Source organism: Flavobacterium sp. HNIBRBA15423, assembly GCF_052655965.1.
The window spans coordinates 3523285-3537626 of sequence record NZ_CP199751.1 but is presented as its reverse complement, the minus strand read 5'-3'; the positions used below and the strand labels follow the sequence as shown (position 1 = coordinate 3537626).

Sequence of the window (14342 nt, the reverse complement as noted above, 5' to 3'; positions counted from 1 at the left end):
TTAGTAACTCAATTTTGGGTTAACAATACTTTGCATATTTTTAATGAATTCTTCCAATTCAGAAAGTCTATTCACAGTTTCTTTTGTTCCTTTTTCTGTTAACTTGTAGTATTTTCTAAGACGATTATCTACTTTCTCTACTTCAACATCTAATAAGTCTTCAGCTTCTAATTTATGTAATGCAGGATATAAAGCACCTTCAGTAATGTTTAATTCTCCTTTTGTAATTTCTTTTACTTTTTGAGTAATTTCATAACCATACATTCTGCCATTTTCTTCTAATAGCTTCATAATGATTGTGTTTAGGCTGCCTTTATATAATTGAGAATTTTTCATTTTAGAATTGAATAATAACAAATATATGCATAATTTACTTATGTATAAAAGTCTTAGGTATATATTTTTTCATTTTTTCTTATTTAGGTTTCTTATTTTTGTATAAAATTAAAAGAAATGTCAACATTCTATAAATTAGTTATAAAAGAAATAAAAAGAGAAACACCATCCTGTGTGTCTATCCTTTTTAATGTACCAGATGAATTAAAATCGTTTTACCAATTTGTTGCAGGACAATATGTGACACTTAAAGTTACGCTAGATGGACAAGAGGTAAGAAGGGCTTATTCAATATGTTCTTCTCCTAAAAGTGGAGAATTAAGAGTAGCTATAAAAGCGGTTAAAGAGGGCTTTTTCTCTAAGTTTGCCAATGAAAATTTAAACGTAGGAAGTCTAATTGAAGTAGGTTTGCCAGAAGGTAAGTTTATTTTTGAACCTCAAATTGACAAGCAAAGAAATTATGTAGCTTTTGCAGCAGGAAGTGGAATAACACCTATTTTATCAATTATTAAATCAGTTTTAGAAGGAGAACCTAAAAGCACATTTGTTTTAGTTTATGGAAATAAAACTATAGAAGATGCTATTTTTCATGATCAATTACAAGAATTGCATTTACAATATGTAGGTCGTTTTTTTGTGCATTATGTATATAGTAAAATTAATGTGGATGGAGAATTATTTGGGCGAATTGATAAATCGGCTGTTAACTTTATTTTGAAAAATAAGCATAGCGAAAAAACGTTTAGTAAATACTATTTATGCGGACCAGAAGAGATGATAAACTTAGTTTCATCTGTTTTAAAAGAAAATAATGTTGCAGAAAAAGATGTAAAATTTGAATTGTTTACTACAACTTCTACTGAAAATGAAAATATAGCACAGTTAGAAGGACATACAAAAATTACTGTTGTTGTAGATGATGAAGAAACATCTTTTGAAATGAGTCAGAAACAAACTATTTTAGAAGCTGCTTTAAAACAAGGTATAGATGCTCCTTATTCTTGTCAAGGAGGTGTTTGTAGTAGTTGTATTTGTAGAGTTACTGAAGGAAAAGCTGTAATGAAAAAAAATGCTATTTTAACTGATGGAGAAATTGAAGAAGGATTGGTTTTAGCATGTCAAGCAGTTCCTACAACAACTACTTTGTTTGTGGATTTTGATGATGTTTAAAATATTTTAAAAAGGTATATAAGTAAAAACGCTCCGAATTTTCGGAGCGTTTCTATTTTTATAAAAAAATACTTATTCTATTACTTCAACAGTTTGTTCCTTTCTACCTCTTAGCCAAATTTTAAAAAGGTTAACCAAATAGAATAGCACAGGAACAACAATTAATGTAAGGAAAGTAGCAAATATTAACCCAAAGATTACTGTCCATGCTAATGGTCCCCAGAAAATAACATTATCACCACCCATATAAATATGAGGATTTCCAGTAGAGAATAAACTGAAGAAATCGATATTGAAACCAATTGCTAAAGGAATTAATCCTAAAACAGTGGTAATTGCTGTTAATAATACTGGACGTAAACGAGCTTTACCGCCTGTAACAATAGCATCAAAAATGTCTTCTTTTCTTAATTGTGCCTCTTTTGGAAGATTTAACTCTTCTTTCTTTCTAGCAATTAACAAATCGGTATAATCGAGTAATACCACACCGTTATTTACTACAATTCCAGCGAGGGAAATGATTCCCATCATTGTCATCATAATAACGAAAGGCCATCCAGTTACCATTAATCCTAAAAACACTCCAATAAAACTTAAAAATACGGCAACCATAATGATTCCTGGTCTAGAAATAGAGTTGAATTGGATAATCAATATTAAAAAGATTAAAAACAACCCAGTTACTAAAGCGCCCATTAAGAAAGCCATTTGTTTACCTTGTTCTTCTAATTGTCCAGTATAATCAAATTCTACTGTTTTAGGAGCTTCAAAATTGCCCATTTCTGCTTGAATTTGTGCTACAACTGCACCTGCATCTGTAAATCCTGGAGCTAATGCAGAATATAAAATAACAACTCGTTCGTATTGTTTGTGTTTAATAGCACTAAAAGAAGAAGTGTTTTTCTGAGAAGCTACAGTGGAAACAGGAATCTCTTTAATTTGACCAGATGCCATGTCTCTAAATGTAATATTTTGATTAAAAATAGCACTTTTGTTATATCTATTATCTTCGTTAAAACGAACATAAATGTCATAGTCTTCACCATCTTTTTTATAAATACCTGCTTTTTCACCAAAGATAGAACGACGTAACTGATTTCCAACTTGTCCAGCAGAAACATCCATTTCACCAGCTTTAGCCCTATCAACTACAACTTTCATAGCTGGTTTTCCTTTGTTTACATCAATTTTTAATTCATCTACACCTGGAATATTCTTAGTGGTTAAGAAATCCTTCATTCTTTCAGCCGTAGCAATTAATTCGGTATAGTCATTTCCTTTAATCTCTATATTAATAGGATAACCAGCTGGTGGCCCAACTGCATCTTTTTCGACAGAAATGGAAACACCAGGATAGATATCTTTTAAAGAAGCTTGCACTTTTTTACGAAGGTCTTCAGAATCTAAACCATTTCTAAATTTGTATTCTCGCATAGAAATGGTAATTTTTCCTTTGTGAGGCATTTCAGCAGTAGAACCGCCATCAGTTTGAGGATTTCCTGCACCTTCACCTACTTGAGAAACCGCACTTTCAACTAAATAATTCGATTGGTCTTCTGGGTTGATAAATTCTTTGGAATCCAAAACTGCATATACTCGTTTTTCGATAGATGTAGTAATTTCATTTGTTTTACTAATATCTGTTCCTTGGGGATATTCGATATAAACAATAATTTGATTTGGAGTATTATCTGGGAAGAACTCTACTTTTGTTCTACCACTTCCTACACTCCAGCCAAAATACAACCCAAGGACTAATAAGAACATGATAAACATTCCAATTACTACTACAAATGGTTTTCTTCCAGATAAAAAGAACTTTAATCCACTTTCATACCAGTTTTCCCATTTAGTTAGAATTTTGTTTTGGAATGAAAGTGTCCAACCTTTAATGGCATATTTGTATAACCAAAACATGATAGTCGTAAAAATCATCACAGATCCTAAAGCTCTCATTGCTCCACCAAATACTAGAATAATTGTACCTAAACCTCCTAAGATAATACTTAATCTAATTAATGCTTTTTTAGACAGTATTTTTTCATTAATATCCATGAATTGGGATACCATTACAGAGTTGAAAAAGATTGCAACAAAAAGTGATGAACCTAATACAACAGATAGTGTTATAGGAAAATAAATCATGAATTGGCCCATTACACCTGGCCATAATCCTAGTGGAACAAAGGCTGCCACAGTTGTAGCTGTTGAAATGATAATAGGTAATGCAATTTCACCAATACCTTTCTTAGCAGCTTCAATTCTACTCATGCCTTCATCTTCCATGAGTCGGTAGACGTTTTCTACAACTACAATTCCGTTATCTACAAGCATTCCAAGTCCCATGATTAACCCGAATAGGATCATGGTATTCATGGTATACCCCAATAAATTAAGAATCATAAATGACATGAACATAGACATTGGAATAGCAAAACCAACAAATAAAGCATTTCTGAAACCTAAGAAAAACATTAATACACCAACTACTAGTATAATACCAAAAATAATATTATTTACTAAATCATCTACTTGATTTAAGGTTCTAGAAGATTGATCATTTGCTAATGTTAATTTTAAATCTTTTGGAAAATAATTCTCCTCAGCATCTTTAACAATTTTTCTAATCTTTTCTGTTGCTTCAATCATATTTTTACCAGCACGTTTTTTAACGTCTAGCATAACAACACTTTTACCAAACTCTCTTGCATAAGTAGTTTTATCAACATCTTTGAAAGAAACTTTTGCAATATCTTTTAAGTAAACCGCTCCGCCTTGTGTTTTTACTACAAAACTTTCTAAATCACTTGGTTGCTCTACTTCACCAAGAATTCTTATAGTTCTTCTTTGTCCATTTGCAATTAAATTACCAGCAGACATGGTTACATTTCCATTTTTAATAGCATTGATAACATCGTCAAAACTAACTTTGGAAGCCATCATTTTATAGATGTCAACTGCTACTTCTACTTCTTTCTCTTGAGCTCCACGAATATCAACTTGTTTGATTTCTTCTAAAGCTTCAATTTCATCTTCAAGATATTCACCAAAAACTTTTAATTTATCTATAGGATAATCTCCTTGAATATTGATATTTAAGATAGGAACTTCTTCTGAGAGATTTAAGTCAAAAACATTAGGTTCTACTTTAGCTCCATTGAATGTTGGCCAATCTTCTCCACCAATTTTGGTATCAATCTTGTCCTTTATTTTTTGTTTGGCTGCTTCAACTGTAATTTTTTCGTCAAATTCAACCGTAATGATACCATAGTCTTCTTGTGAGGTAGATAATACTTTAACTACATTACTCACATTTCTTATTTCATCTTCTAACGGATCTACAATAAGACGTTCTATATCTTCTGCTGTGTTACCAGGATAAACCGTGCTAATATATATTTTGGTTTCTTTAATTTCAGGAAAATCTTCTCTTGGCATACTATAGTAAGCCGAAAGTCCTAAAAATAAGAACATTACCATCGCAACATATATGGTCATCTTATTTTCGATGGCCCATGATGATAATTTAAATTCTTTATTGGTGTTTGTAGTACTCATTCTTTACTTATTTGATTATGGATACTTTTTGTCCGTCTTTAACACTGCGAGCTCCTTCGCTAATTACTAAATTTCCGTCTTTAATTCCTTCTGTAATTTCTACATAATTACCTTGAGATAATCCTGTTTTTACGATTACTTTTTTGGCTACAGCCTGACCATCTTTGGTTACATTTTCGGCAATATAAAGATATTGTTCTCCATCAGCATTTTCAGAAACAATACTTATAGGTACAATAATTGTTTTAGGATTTGTATAATCTTTAATTTGAATTTTGGAAGTTAAATTTGGTTTTATTTGTCCATTTTTACTTGGCACATTGATTTGAATATTAAAAGATCTATTTGCAGGATTAATGTAATTACTAGCCTGAGTAACTTTTGCATTTATAGTTTCACCTAAAATTGGGAAATTAACAATTACATCAGTTCCTTTTTTAACTGTAGCTATATTTTTTTCAGGAACTTCAGCTTCAAGATACATATTGCTTAAGTTTACAATTCTCATAATTGGACTTCCTGGACTTACCACACTTCCTCTTTCAGTAATGATATCGTCTATTGTTCCTGAAAATGGAGCTCTAACAATTGTTTTTCCCACTTGTGATCTCATTTGAGAAACTGCTTTTAACTGCGCTTCATAATTTGTTTTAGCTTGTAAGTATTGAATTTCTGATCCAATTTTTTGATTCCAAAGATTTTGTTGTCTTTCAAAAGTAGTTTTTGCTAAAGCAGCTTGTGTTTCCATTTGAGCTAATTGTGAACTTAAACCACCATCATCTATTTTAGCTAAGGTTTGCCCTTTAGACACTTTTTGCCCTTCTTTTACATAAACTTGTTGTAAAACACCTGCAAATTCTGAGTTCAGTACTATATTTTCTTTTGTTTGAACAGTAGCTTGAAGTTCAAGATAGTGGTTGAAAATAGTGTCTTTTACTGGAATTGTAGTAATTAAAGCTAATTTATGATTTTCATCTAGTTTGCCAATTGCATCATCTAGTAATGCTAACTCTTTTATTAAAGCATCTGATTGCGCTACTAATTCTCCTCTTTTTGCTCTTAATTGTTCTAAGTTTCCTTTTTCAATTACTGCTGCAGTTGAATTCTTTTTATCGCCACCACATGAAAGTAGTATAAATGAAGCGATTAATGTAATATATATGTTTTTCATTTTCTTAGTGTTATGATTTTAGTTTTTATTAGTTATCTTGTCTAAAGCTGTTTTTTTATTAATTACATCTATCATGGATTGTAGATAATTTTGTTGCGCAGCATATAATTGGCGTTGCGCTTCAGTAAATTCAAAACTGGTGGAAAGTCCTTCTTTAAATTTTACTTGTTGTTTACTTTCAATTCGTTCTGCTAATTTTAAATTGGATTTAGAAGTTGCGTATTGTTCAATACTATATTCATAATCACTTTTTGCAGATTCATATTGAAGTTTAAGCATTTGTTCTGCTTCTGTTAATTGAGTTTGTGCTTGTTCAAAAGCAATTTTAGCTTGCTGACTTTTAGCTCTTCTTCCAAAACTACTAAATATGGGTACGTTTAAGTTTACTCCTATATTAGAAAAATTGAACCATTTTTGATCTTGTTTTAAGAAATCAAATTCATTTGAAAAAGAATTATACCCAAAATTAGCACTTGCCGATAGCGTTGGTAAATAAGCAGCTTTTTGTAATTTATATTCTAATCTTCTTTGTTCTTTAAAATTTTCAGCAATTTGATATTCAACATTGTTTTCAACAGTAAAGGATTCGCTTCCAAAAGTTAAATCCACTTTTTTGGCAGTTAAATCATCTAAATTATCAGTTAATACTAATTCATCATCGATATTTAACCCAAGCGTTATTTTTAGCATTTTAGTTGAAATGTCAATTAATCTATTGGTATTACTCAAGCTACTATTAATAGAAGCTAAAGTAATTTGAAGTTGCTCCACACTTTCTTCTTCAATTAACCCATTTTTATAGGTTTCTTCTGCTTCAAACAGGTTATTCTCTAAAGTTGCTTTGTTTTTTTCAAGAATAGCAATGTTTTCTTTAGCTAATAATACGTTTCCATAGTAATTGGTTACCATTTCACGTGTTTCATTATCTGTTTTAACCTTGTAATTTTGATAGTATTGTAAATAGGTTTTTGAAGCTTGAAGAGCTACAATATATGAGCCATCAAATATTAATTGACTTAATGAAGCATTTGCCGTCATATTGTGTTTTGTACCAAATTCTACTTCGGCAAACTCACCTGGATTACCACCAAAAAATTCAGCTGGAACAACAGATTTTTGAAGAACAATATTATTTTGATAATTTACGCTACCATTAATTTGAGGTAAACCAGTAGCAGTTGTTTCCCATTTTTTCTGTTTAGCAACTTCAATGTCTCTACTAGCATTAATGGCTTTGTAGTTATTTTGTAAGGCATGTTCAATTGCTTGATCTAGAGTAAAGGAATAGCTTTCCTTCTTTTCTTGAGCATTTGTTAAACCCACAAATAATAAAAAGGTTATTATTATGATTTGTTTCATTTGTTATTGATTAGTTATTGTTGATATTTATTAATTGTTCTAGTTTTATTACTCCTTTGGGTGTACATATACCTCTTAAATGATATTCTAAATAATTGGTTTGTACTTCTTTTATACTAAATTTTTCGGGACTAAAAATCTCTGGATCTTTAATACTGTTCATTCCAGCAAAATAAAAACGAGCTATTAGCTCTTTGTTAATTTCTTTTCTAAACAAATCTAAATGGATTCCTTTCTCTAAATTCTTTATTACACAAGTTCCCATTTTGTCAAATTGTTTAATCATTAACGATTTATGAATCTTTGGGTAATATTTGTGTAATTGATAAATGGGAGAAGTATTCTCATTTTTTAAATTTTTCATTACAAATTCTTTAATGGCAAAAAGCTCTTCAATAGGATTTTTATCAGCTAAAATTATCTCATCAATTCCACATGAAATGTTTTCATACAAATTTGTCGTTGTCGCTTTTACCAATTCATCTTTATTTGCAAAATGTTGGTAAATTGTCTTTTTTGAAATACCCATTTCTGAAGCAATATCATCCATCGTTACACTTTTAAATCCAAGTGTAAGAAACATATCAGTTGCTTTATCTAAAATTTGGTCCTTCATTATAAATCAATCATAGTATTAATAGGTATAAAAATTATTTTTTATTTCGGTGCAAATCTACAACGGAAACTTTTAATACAAAATAAGTTTCCAAAGTTTTTACATAAATTTAACATAAAATAAAGAGTAGCTGTTTTTGCACTTTATTTTATAATTTAATTCAAGCTTTTACTTTGAAATTAAAATTTAAAAAGATATAGAATGGAGTAGGGTAAAAGTAGTTTTTATTAAAGCGATATATAAAAAACAAACCTCCTTTAAATCAATTTAATGGAGGTTTTACAATAGTTATCTGCGTTAGTAGTATTTATAAAAAAAATGGGAGTTTGGCTAACCAAACTCCCAAAAAATAGAGTAAGATATTAAGATTTGTTTCTTGCTTTATCAGCTACACAACATTCTTTTTTATCTCTTGTACAGTTTTTCCTTTCTTCTTCTGAACAAGTTGTTTTGTTTAAGGAACAAGTATTCTTATCCATTTTACAATTCTTCATTTCTTCAGTCGAACAAAATTTATTCTCTTTTGAACATTCTTTCTTGTCTGTTTTACAATTTTTCAGTTCTTTTTCAGAACAATTTTTTTTGTCCACTGTACAAGTTTTTGTTTGCTCACAGCATTGTTTTTTCTCTTGAGCAGTAACACTTAAATTTACGAATAGCAAAAGCGCTACAATTGAGATTATATTTTTCATTGTATTATATTTTAAATTAAATTATTTTTTTATTATGATATTTCTAGCAACTTAATTTTTGGAGGTTGCCAAATTTTAGAAACATAATCATTAAGAATAATTTCTTTAAAATAAAATTCTTGCTTTTCAATTACAGTTTTGAAGTAAACATCAGAAAAAGCATAATTATTTGTTGGATAAACAAATATGGAGTTTAGAGTTATATTTAAAATGCAATTTTGTTTATTGCAAGGATTGTTATCTTCTTTGTTTTTTTTGTCATTGTAATGTTTCATGCATTGATTTTTACAAGAATCCATCAGTTCCATTTTAATGAATTTTGCTGCTGGGAGCAAATTCAATGAAATGAAATAGATTAATAATATGATTTTTGTAAATTTCATATCACAAATATAGGTAATTTTTTGTTTAAAGAAGTTTCTGTTTTTTTGTGCTAAAGGTTAAATTTTTCAAATACCTTACCGTTAAATTTGGCGCGTACCAAATTATAAATTGTCTGGATTATATTCTTTTTATTAATAAAAACATGGTTGTAGGTTATTCATGGATTGTTATTGGCTGTTATATGCCATTTTATTCATACTATTCTTAATGTCGAATTGCAAGTATAAAACTTTATATAAGGCTTATGGATTCCCTCTTTATTTTTGATATATTTCTGGTTTTGTCTTTATTAAACCCCATTTTAATTTTGGTAGTTTAGATAATTCGCTGTGAAGTTTTGAAACTTCTCGATTCTTACTCAATGTTAAATATTCTAAATTTTTTAAATGGAATATAGGTGAATAATCTTTACTTTGAAGACGTTCTGTTAAAAGTCTAAAGAAGCGAAGTTGTGTCATTTGACTAATAAAATTAATATTGTCAATCTTAATATATTGAGGTCCCATTCCATCGCCTTCAATGCTTAAACTTTCAAGTGTTGTTAATTCTACTAAATCATCATAATTTGTAATTTTTTGAAAGTTCTCTATCGATAAAGCTATAATGTTTTTAAGTTTTGAGATTGGTTTTACACTTACAACACCAGCACCCGAACCAATATGTAATAATTCAATATTTGACAAATTTTCAATAGCAGAAATGTCTTTATAGGCACCCCATTTTATTTCTAATCGTTTTAAATGCTTTTGATTGCAAACCGCGTCAAATAATTCTTGTGGCATTCGTGTTCCAAAATCTAGCTCAGTGAATACTGTTGAATTTTGTTTAAGAAACTCACACCATTCGTTTAAAATTCTTTTTTTGTCCTTTTCTTTTTTACCGTGTTTCTCTATCCAATAATCAAGTTGAGTACAATTTATTGAAAGTTTATCTTCACCATTAAATTCAGAAAGTTCAACAACACTTTTTATTTTGTCACGTTCCTCTTTGAAATAGTAATTAAAACCATATTCTATTTGTCTTTCATTTAATTTCATAGTATCGTTTTCGCTTTTCAACTAAAGGTTTTAGTATAAGTGCATTATAGGTTATTACAGTCGTTTATTTTCTTGTTTTACTTTGCAGGTTAGTCGCTATTAAGATGGTATCTTGTGTACATTCGTTTCCTTATCAGTTACATCCAATTTCTGGCAGACAGAGCATTGGTGGTAAACCTCCAAGTATTGCTATTCCTACTCTTTTAGATTTCAAAGTAAAATATAAATTATTATTTTCAATTTTTTCTGGTAATTCATCTGGCAAGCCCATTCTATAAATAATTGCTTTATCCAAATCATTGTTTATAAATACGAGATTACTTATTCCTCGTGGCGATTCCATTTCTCCAATTCCGATAATCTTGAAATTAGTAATTACATGATAAGAGTTCTGATTATCTAAATCCATTAATTTTCCTAAGTAAGTAATTTCCGTTTTAGTGTGTTCCTCAGTCAATATTTGTTTCTCATTAATTTTGTTTTGTAAAACAAATTGCTTGTAAAACTGTAGCTCCAAGAAACCTAAAGCGTATTTTTCTGTTAATAATTCACCATTCATGTCTTTATTAAAAACCAGCGTATCAAATAATATATTTGATTCGGTTCTTTTGGTGTTTAATTTTGACAGTTTTTTATCAGGTTCTAATTCGTTCAAATTGTTCTTTTGTTCAGATTTACATCCAAATACAAAAAAGGTCGTCATAAGAGCGATTAAAATTCTTTTCATTTGTTTTTTCGATTAATTTAGAGTGGATTATCTTAACTGAAACATAACGTTAGTGTGTGAAAAAGCTTTCGTTTTGTTAGTAACAAATATAATAAAGTATTAGTATAAAATAGGATATTTTATATTTTAAGAATGTAATATATCACGAGAATATCCCGTCAACAAATACGTTTTTCAAGTTTAGAAAACGCTATAACTTTGGATAATCAAGTAAATCTATAGATGATTTAAAGAGGTTTTTTTTGGCAATTATTTTGAAAACCTCAGTTCATAGATGCACTGTTACCACCTACAAAATCTACTATTGCTTTGCTTATTTTTTGTCCTGTAGTATTGTAAAGATATAGAATTTTAGCACTTGTACCAAACGTAATTTCGGTAGGTAGTTTAAATGGTTATAGATGATATCATAAGATTAAGTATTAATCACTAAAAATCAAATATACACCCAACAACCCCTGCCAAGTTACCAAAAAAAAACATCATGAACGGTTTTGACATGTTTTGACCTATTTAAAGCAGTTTTCTAAGGGCTTTGTTCGGAGATTGTTCGGAAGCGTTTCGGTAAAGTAGCAGAAAACAGGCACTTTTTCGCTACAATCTCCGAACGAAACTCGAACGAAACCTAAATAACTAGTTCGAAATCAAACAAAAAAAATGCAATAATTGACAACAATTAGAAGTTTTAACCCCAAAAATAAATACGCAAAACACATTGTAAAAGAATAAAACTTCTGCTAAAACAAATGGTTTTTCGCTGCAATCGTTTTAAGTGAGTTCGCATAGTAAGATTGTTTCTTTCAATTTGATTAGTGCCAAAACGCTTTATTTTATGAATTACTGAATTTATTAAAGATTTATAATGCATTAAACCATCTGTATAGCTATTTTTAGGAAAAGAAAGCAATAATGAATTGATAACATATTGAATCGTTCGTTTTGATCTTCTTCCTAAACTGAAACTAACAACTTGCTTCGTTTTTTTTCTAATGCATACACAATCCACATCGGTTTGTCTTTATGTTTTAAATAGCAACGCATTTCATCTACTTCATAAATCTTATTCTTATAGAAAATAGGATTAGGATTTTTTTTTGTAATAGCAATAATTCTTTTCAAAACAGTAGTAGTTGAAATTTGTAATATTCTTGCTGTGCTTCTTATTCCTAGACCTTCTTTTATAAATTGAATTATTTTAATATTTACATCTAGTTTATAAGCTTTGTAACAATAAAAATCGATACATCTTTTATAGCAATTTTTGCAATAGAATTGTTGCTTTTTATTTTTGGTAAACCCATTTTTGACTAAGTTTTTAGTATTACAATAAGGACAAATACCTGCATCACTAATTTTAATACACGAGGTCGACTTTTTTACCATTTTCTTCGTTTTAGGACATTACATAACACAAAAAGGAACGCCATATTGCGTTCCTTTTCTATGCATTTTTTAAATTAAATTTTAATTTTCAATTGGTTAGCTTGTGTGAAAAGGGTTGTCACTAACTTTGAAACATTACCAAAAATGAAATTCCCCTTGTTTAAATTATAATAATCTTTGGTACATTAATTTGTATAGCTGATTATTTGAATACTTCTCCATCTATGGGTAAATGATTAACCCAAGAATAGATATAAATAAAATCATCACTTAAAATATTATTCAATTTGGTAAAAACTTTCTTAGAAGGATTGAAGTTTTTATGTCGTAAAATAATACTACTATTTTCTTTTTTAACATTATAACCCTTTTTAATATTATCGATATAGTGATAATTTTTATTACCACAACCAATTAAAAATAATACTATCAAAAATATTAAGACAAACGATAATTTTTTCATATTACTTTCTGCTATTAATAATTCTGTATAAAATACCCCAAAATAGTATCTAACTTTTTGAGGGTTGTTCATATCAACTTATCTTTTTTACAATTATTTTTAATTTTTATTGATTATCAATTTTTTAGCGGTTAGTAACATAAATATCAATGACCTTTGAAACATTCCATAAATATTATCTATTTTTTTTCTAAATAATACTCTTGATTTTCTCCATTTAATCCCTTTGGTTTTAATTTACCATTTTCAAAAAGCCATACTTCATTTTCAAAAACCCGATTTGTTTCAAAAATTACACTAAAATAATTGGTTGATAAACCTTTTTTATTATGCACAGGAGATTTTAAACCTTTCTTATCTACTATATAAAATCCTTTTATTTTTTTATCTTTTATTTTAGTTATATCCCACTGATTTTCTATGCAAACAACATTACTGTGTTCTAATAATAAATACAAATTATAGTGGATAGCATTTCTGTTTTTATCTTTAACATCTATATATATAGTATTTTTATTACCTTTTACTACTTCATTAACCAACATTTTATCTTTTTGGGGGTAGCTATCCAAAATCAAACTATCTCTATAGATATGATAATTACCTTTAATTGTTATATCTAGAAATTTATTTTCACAATTATAAATAAACTTACCACTAGTACGCAAGTCTATACTTTCATGATAATTTAAAGAGTCATAAAAATAAACTCCTTCATATTCTTCCTTTGTCATCAAGGAAGAAAAAATAAATAAAATTAAAATATTAAATATAAATCTCACTTTTCCTTCTTTTTATATATAGATACTTTTGTATAACACAATTTCTAATTTTTGATATTGAAACATTATTACAAAAAACAATTAATTATTGATTGCAGTTTCCTTTTTAACATCAATTATCTCATTATTTCCGTTAAATGTAAATGAATAAATCTCACTATTTCCGAACATAGATATGTGATAATGAATGCTTTTAACATTGTTATGATTATGGAAAATTTCAACATTCAGTTTATTATCAGTTTGTTCGTCAAAGTATAAATTATACTTTGCTTTATTGTTATTATTTAAATATTTAGATATTTTAAAATATTTTTCGTCGTAAGATAAATTTTGATCTAATCTCCACAAAGAATCTAAAATTTTAGATTTTTCTTTTTGGTTTTTATTTTTAAGTAAATAAGAATACGCAAAAACTCTAGGTATATAATAAAGCGTATCAACTACATAAATACCACTATCTTTATAGGGTTCAATTTTACTTAAATACTCATATGCTTTGATGTGTTTTTCAACTTTCAAATGGTTTTTGTTTGATTTACAAAACGTAAACAAACAAATTATTAACATGATAATCAGTATATTTTTCATTATTCAACTTTTCACTACTATAATATTTATGGAGGAACGTTTCCAGTCATAAGCATTGGTATTTTTCAAATTA

At 28.5% G+C, this 14342-nt stretch carries 14 protein-coding genes; 1 reads left to right on the top strand and 13 read right to left on the bottom strand.

Going from position 1 to position 14342, the window contains the following annotated elements; translation table 11 throughout:
- Positions 1-336, bottom strand: a complete 336-nt coding sequence (locus ACULEV_RS15825) for a PadR family transcriptional regulator (protein WP_445456014.1) — start codon at positions 334-336, stop codon at positions 1-3.
- Positions 337-453: 117 nt separating this feature from the next.
- Between ACULEV_RS15825 and ACULEV_RS15820 the strand changes: the two genes are divergently transcribed.
- Positions 454-1506: a 2Fe-2S iron-sulfur cluster-binding protein gene (locus ACULEV_RS15820; RefSeq protein ID WP_445456013.1), complete on the top strand. Its 1053-nt coding sequence runs from the start codon at positions 454-456 to the stop codon at positions 1504-1506.
- A 72-nt stretch (positions 1507-1578) separates the two neighbouring features.
- On the opposite strand, the gene ACULEV_RS15815 is transcribed toward ACULEV_RS15820, so the two are convergent.
- The 12 genes from ACULEV_RS15815 to ACULEV_RS15760 form a co-directional block, all read right to left on the bottom strand.
- A complete protein-coding gene (locus ACULEV_RS15815) occupies positions 1579-5064 on the bottom strand; it encodes an efflux RND transporter permease subunit (RefSeq protein ID WP_445456012.1) in 3486 nt (1161 codons plus the stop codon).
- Between the two features lie 7 nt (positions 5065-5071).
- Positions 5072-6235 carry an efflux RND transporter periplasmic adaptor subunit gene (locus ACULEV_RS15810; RefSeq protein ID WP_445456011.1) on the bottom strand — a complete coding sequence of 388 codons (1164 nt, stop codon included), beginning with the start codon at positions 6233-6235 and terminating at the stop codon, positions 5072-5074.
- Between the two features lie 18 nt (positions 6236-6253).
- Positions 6254-7594 carry a TolC family protein gene (locus ACULEV_RS15805; RefSeq protein ID WP_445456010.1) on the bottom strand — a complete coding sequence of 447 codons (1341 nt, stop codon included), beginning with the start codon at positions 7592-7594 and terminating at the stop codon, positions 6254-6256.
- 10 nt (positions 7595-7604) lie between these two features.
- Positions 7605-8210 (bottom strand): TetR/AcrR family transcriptional regulator, encoded by a 606-nt coding sequence (locus tag ACULEV_RS15800; protein ID WP_445456009.1) that lies wholly within the window; start codon positions 8208-8210, stop codon positions 7605-7607.
- A gap of 362 nt (positions 8211-8572) precedes the next feature.
- Positions 8573-8902, bottom strand: coding sequence for a hypothetical protein (locus tag ACULEV_RS15795; RefSeq protein ID WP_445456008.1), 330 nt, complete (start codon positions 8900-8902; stop codon positions 8573-8575).
- A 32-nt stretch (positions 8903-8934) separates the two neighbouring features.
- Positions 8935-9177 carry a hypothetical protein gene (locus ACULEV_RS15790; protein WP_445456007.1) on the bottom strand — a complete coding sequence of 81 codons (243 nt, stop codon included), beginning with the start codon at positions 9175-9177 and terminating at the stop codon, positions 8935-8937.
- Positions 9178-9543: 366 nt separating this feature from the next.
- Positions 9544-10344, bottom strand: coding sequence for a leucine-rich repeat domain-containing protein (locus tag ACULEV_RS15785; RefSeq protein WP_445456006.1), 801 nt, complete (start codon positions 10342-10344; stop codon positions 9544-9546).
- A 112-nt stretch (positions 10345-10456) separates the two neighbouring features.
- Positions 10457-11050 (bottom strand): hypothetical protein, encoded by a 594-nt coding sequence (locus ACULEV_RS15780; RefSeq protein ID WP_445456005.1) that lies wholly within the window; start codon positions 11048-11050, stop codon positions 10457-10459.
- Positions 11051-11735: 685 nt separating this feature from the next.
- A protein-coding gene (locus ACULEV_RS15775) for an IS1 family transposase (protein WP_445456004.1) occupies positions 11736-12433 on the bottom strand; the annotation gives its coding sequence in 2 pieces (ribosomal slippage) (positions 11736-12031 and positions 12031-12433; 699 coding nt in all).
- A gap of 202 nt (positions 12434-12635) precedes the next feature.
- On the bottom strand, positions 12636-12896 hold the full coding sequence (locus ACULEV_RS15770; protein WP_445456003.1) for a hypothetical protein: 261 nt from the start codon (positions 12894-12896) through the stop codon (positions 12636-12638).
- Between the two features lie 179 nt (positions 12897-13075).
- Positions 13076-13678, bottom strand: a complete 603-nt coding sequence (locus tag ACULEV_RS15765; RefSeq protein ID WP_445456002.1) for a hypothetical protein — start codon at positions 13676-13678, stop codon at positions 13076-13078.
- Positions 13679-13759: 81 nt separating this feature from the next.
- The gene (locus ACULEV_RS15760; protein ID WP_445456001.1) at positions 13760-14200 is read right to left on the bottom strand and encodes a hypothetical protein; all 441 of its coding nucleotides are present in this window, start codon (positions 14198-14200) and stop codon (positions 13760-13762) included.
- Positions 14201-14342: the final 142 nt, after the last annotated feature.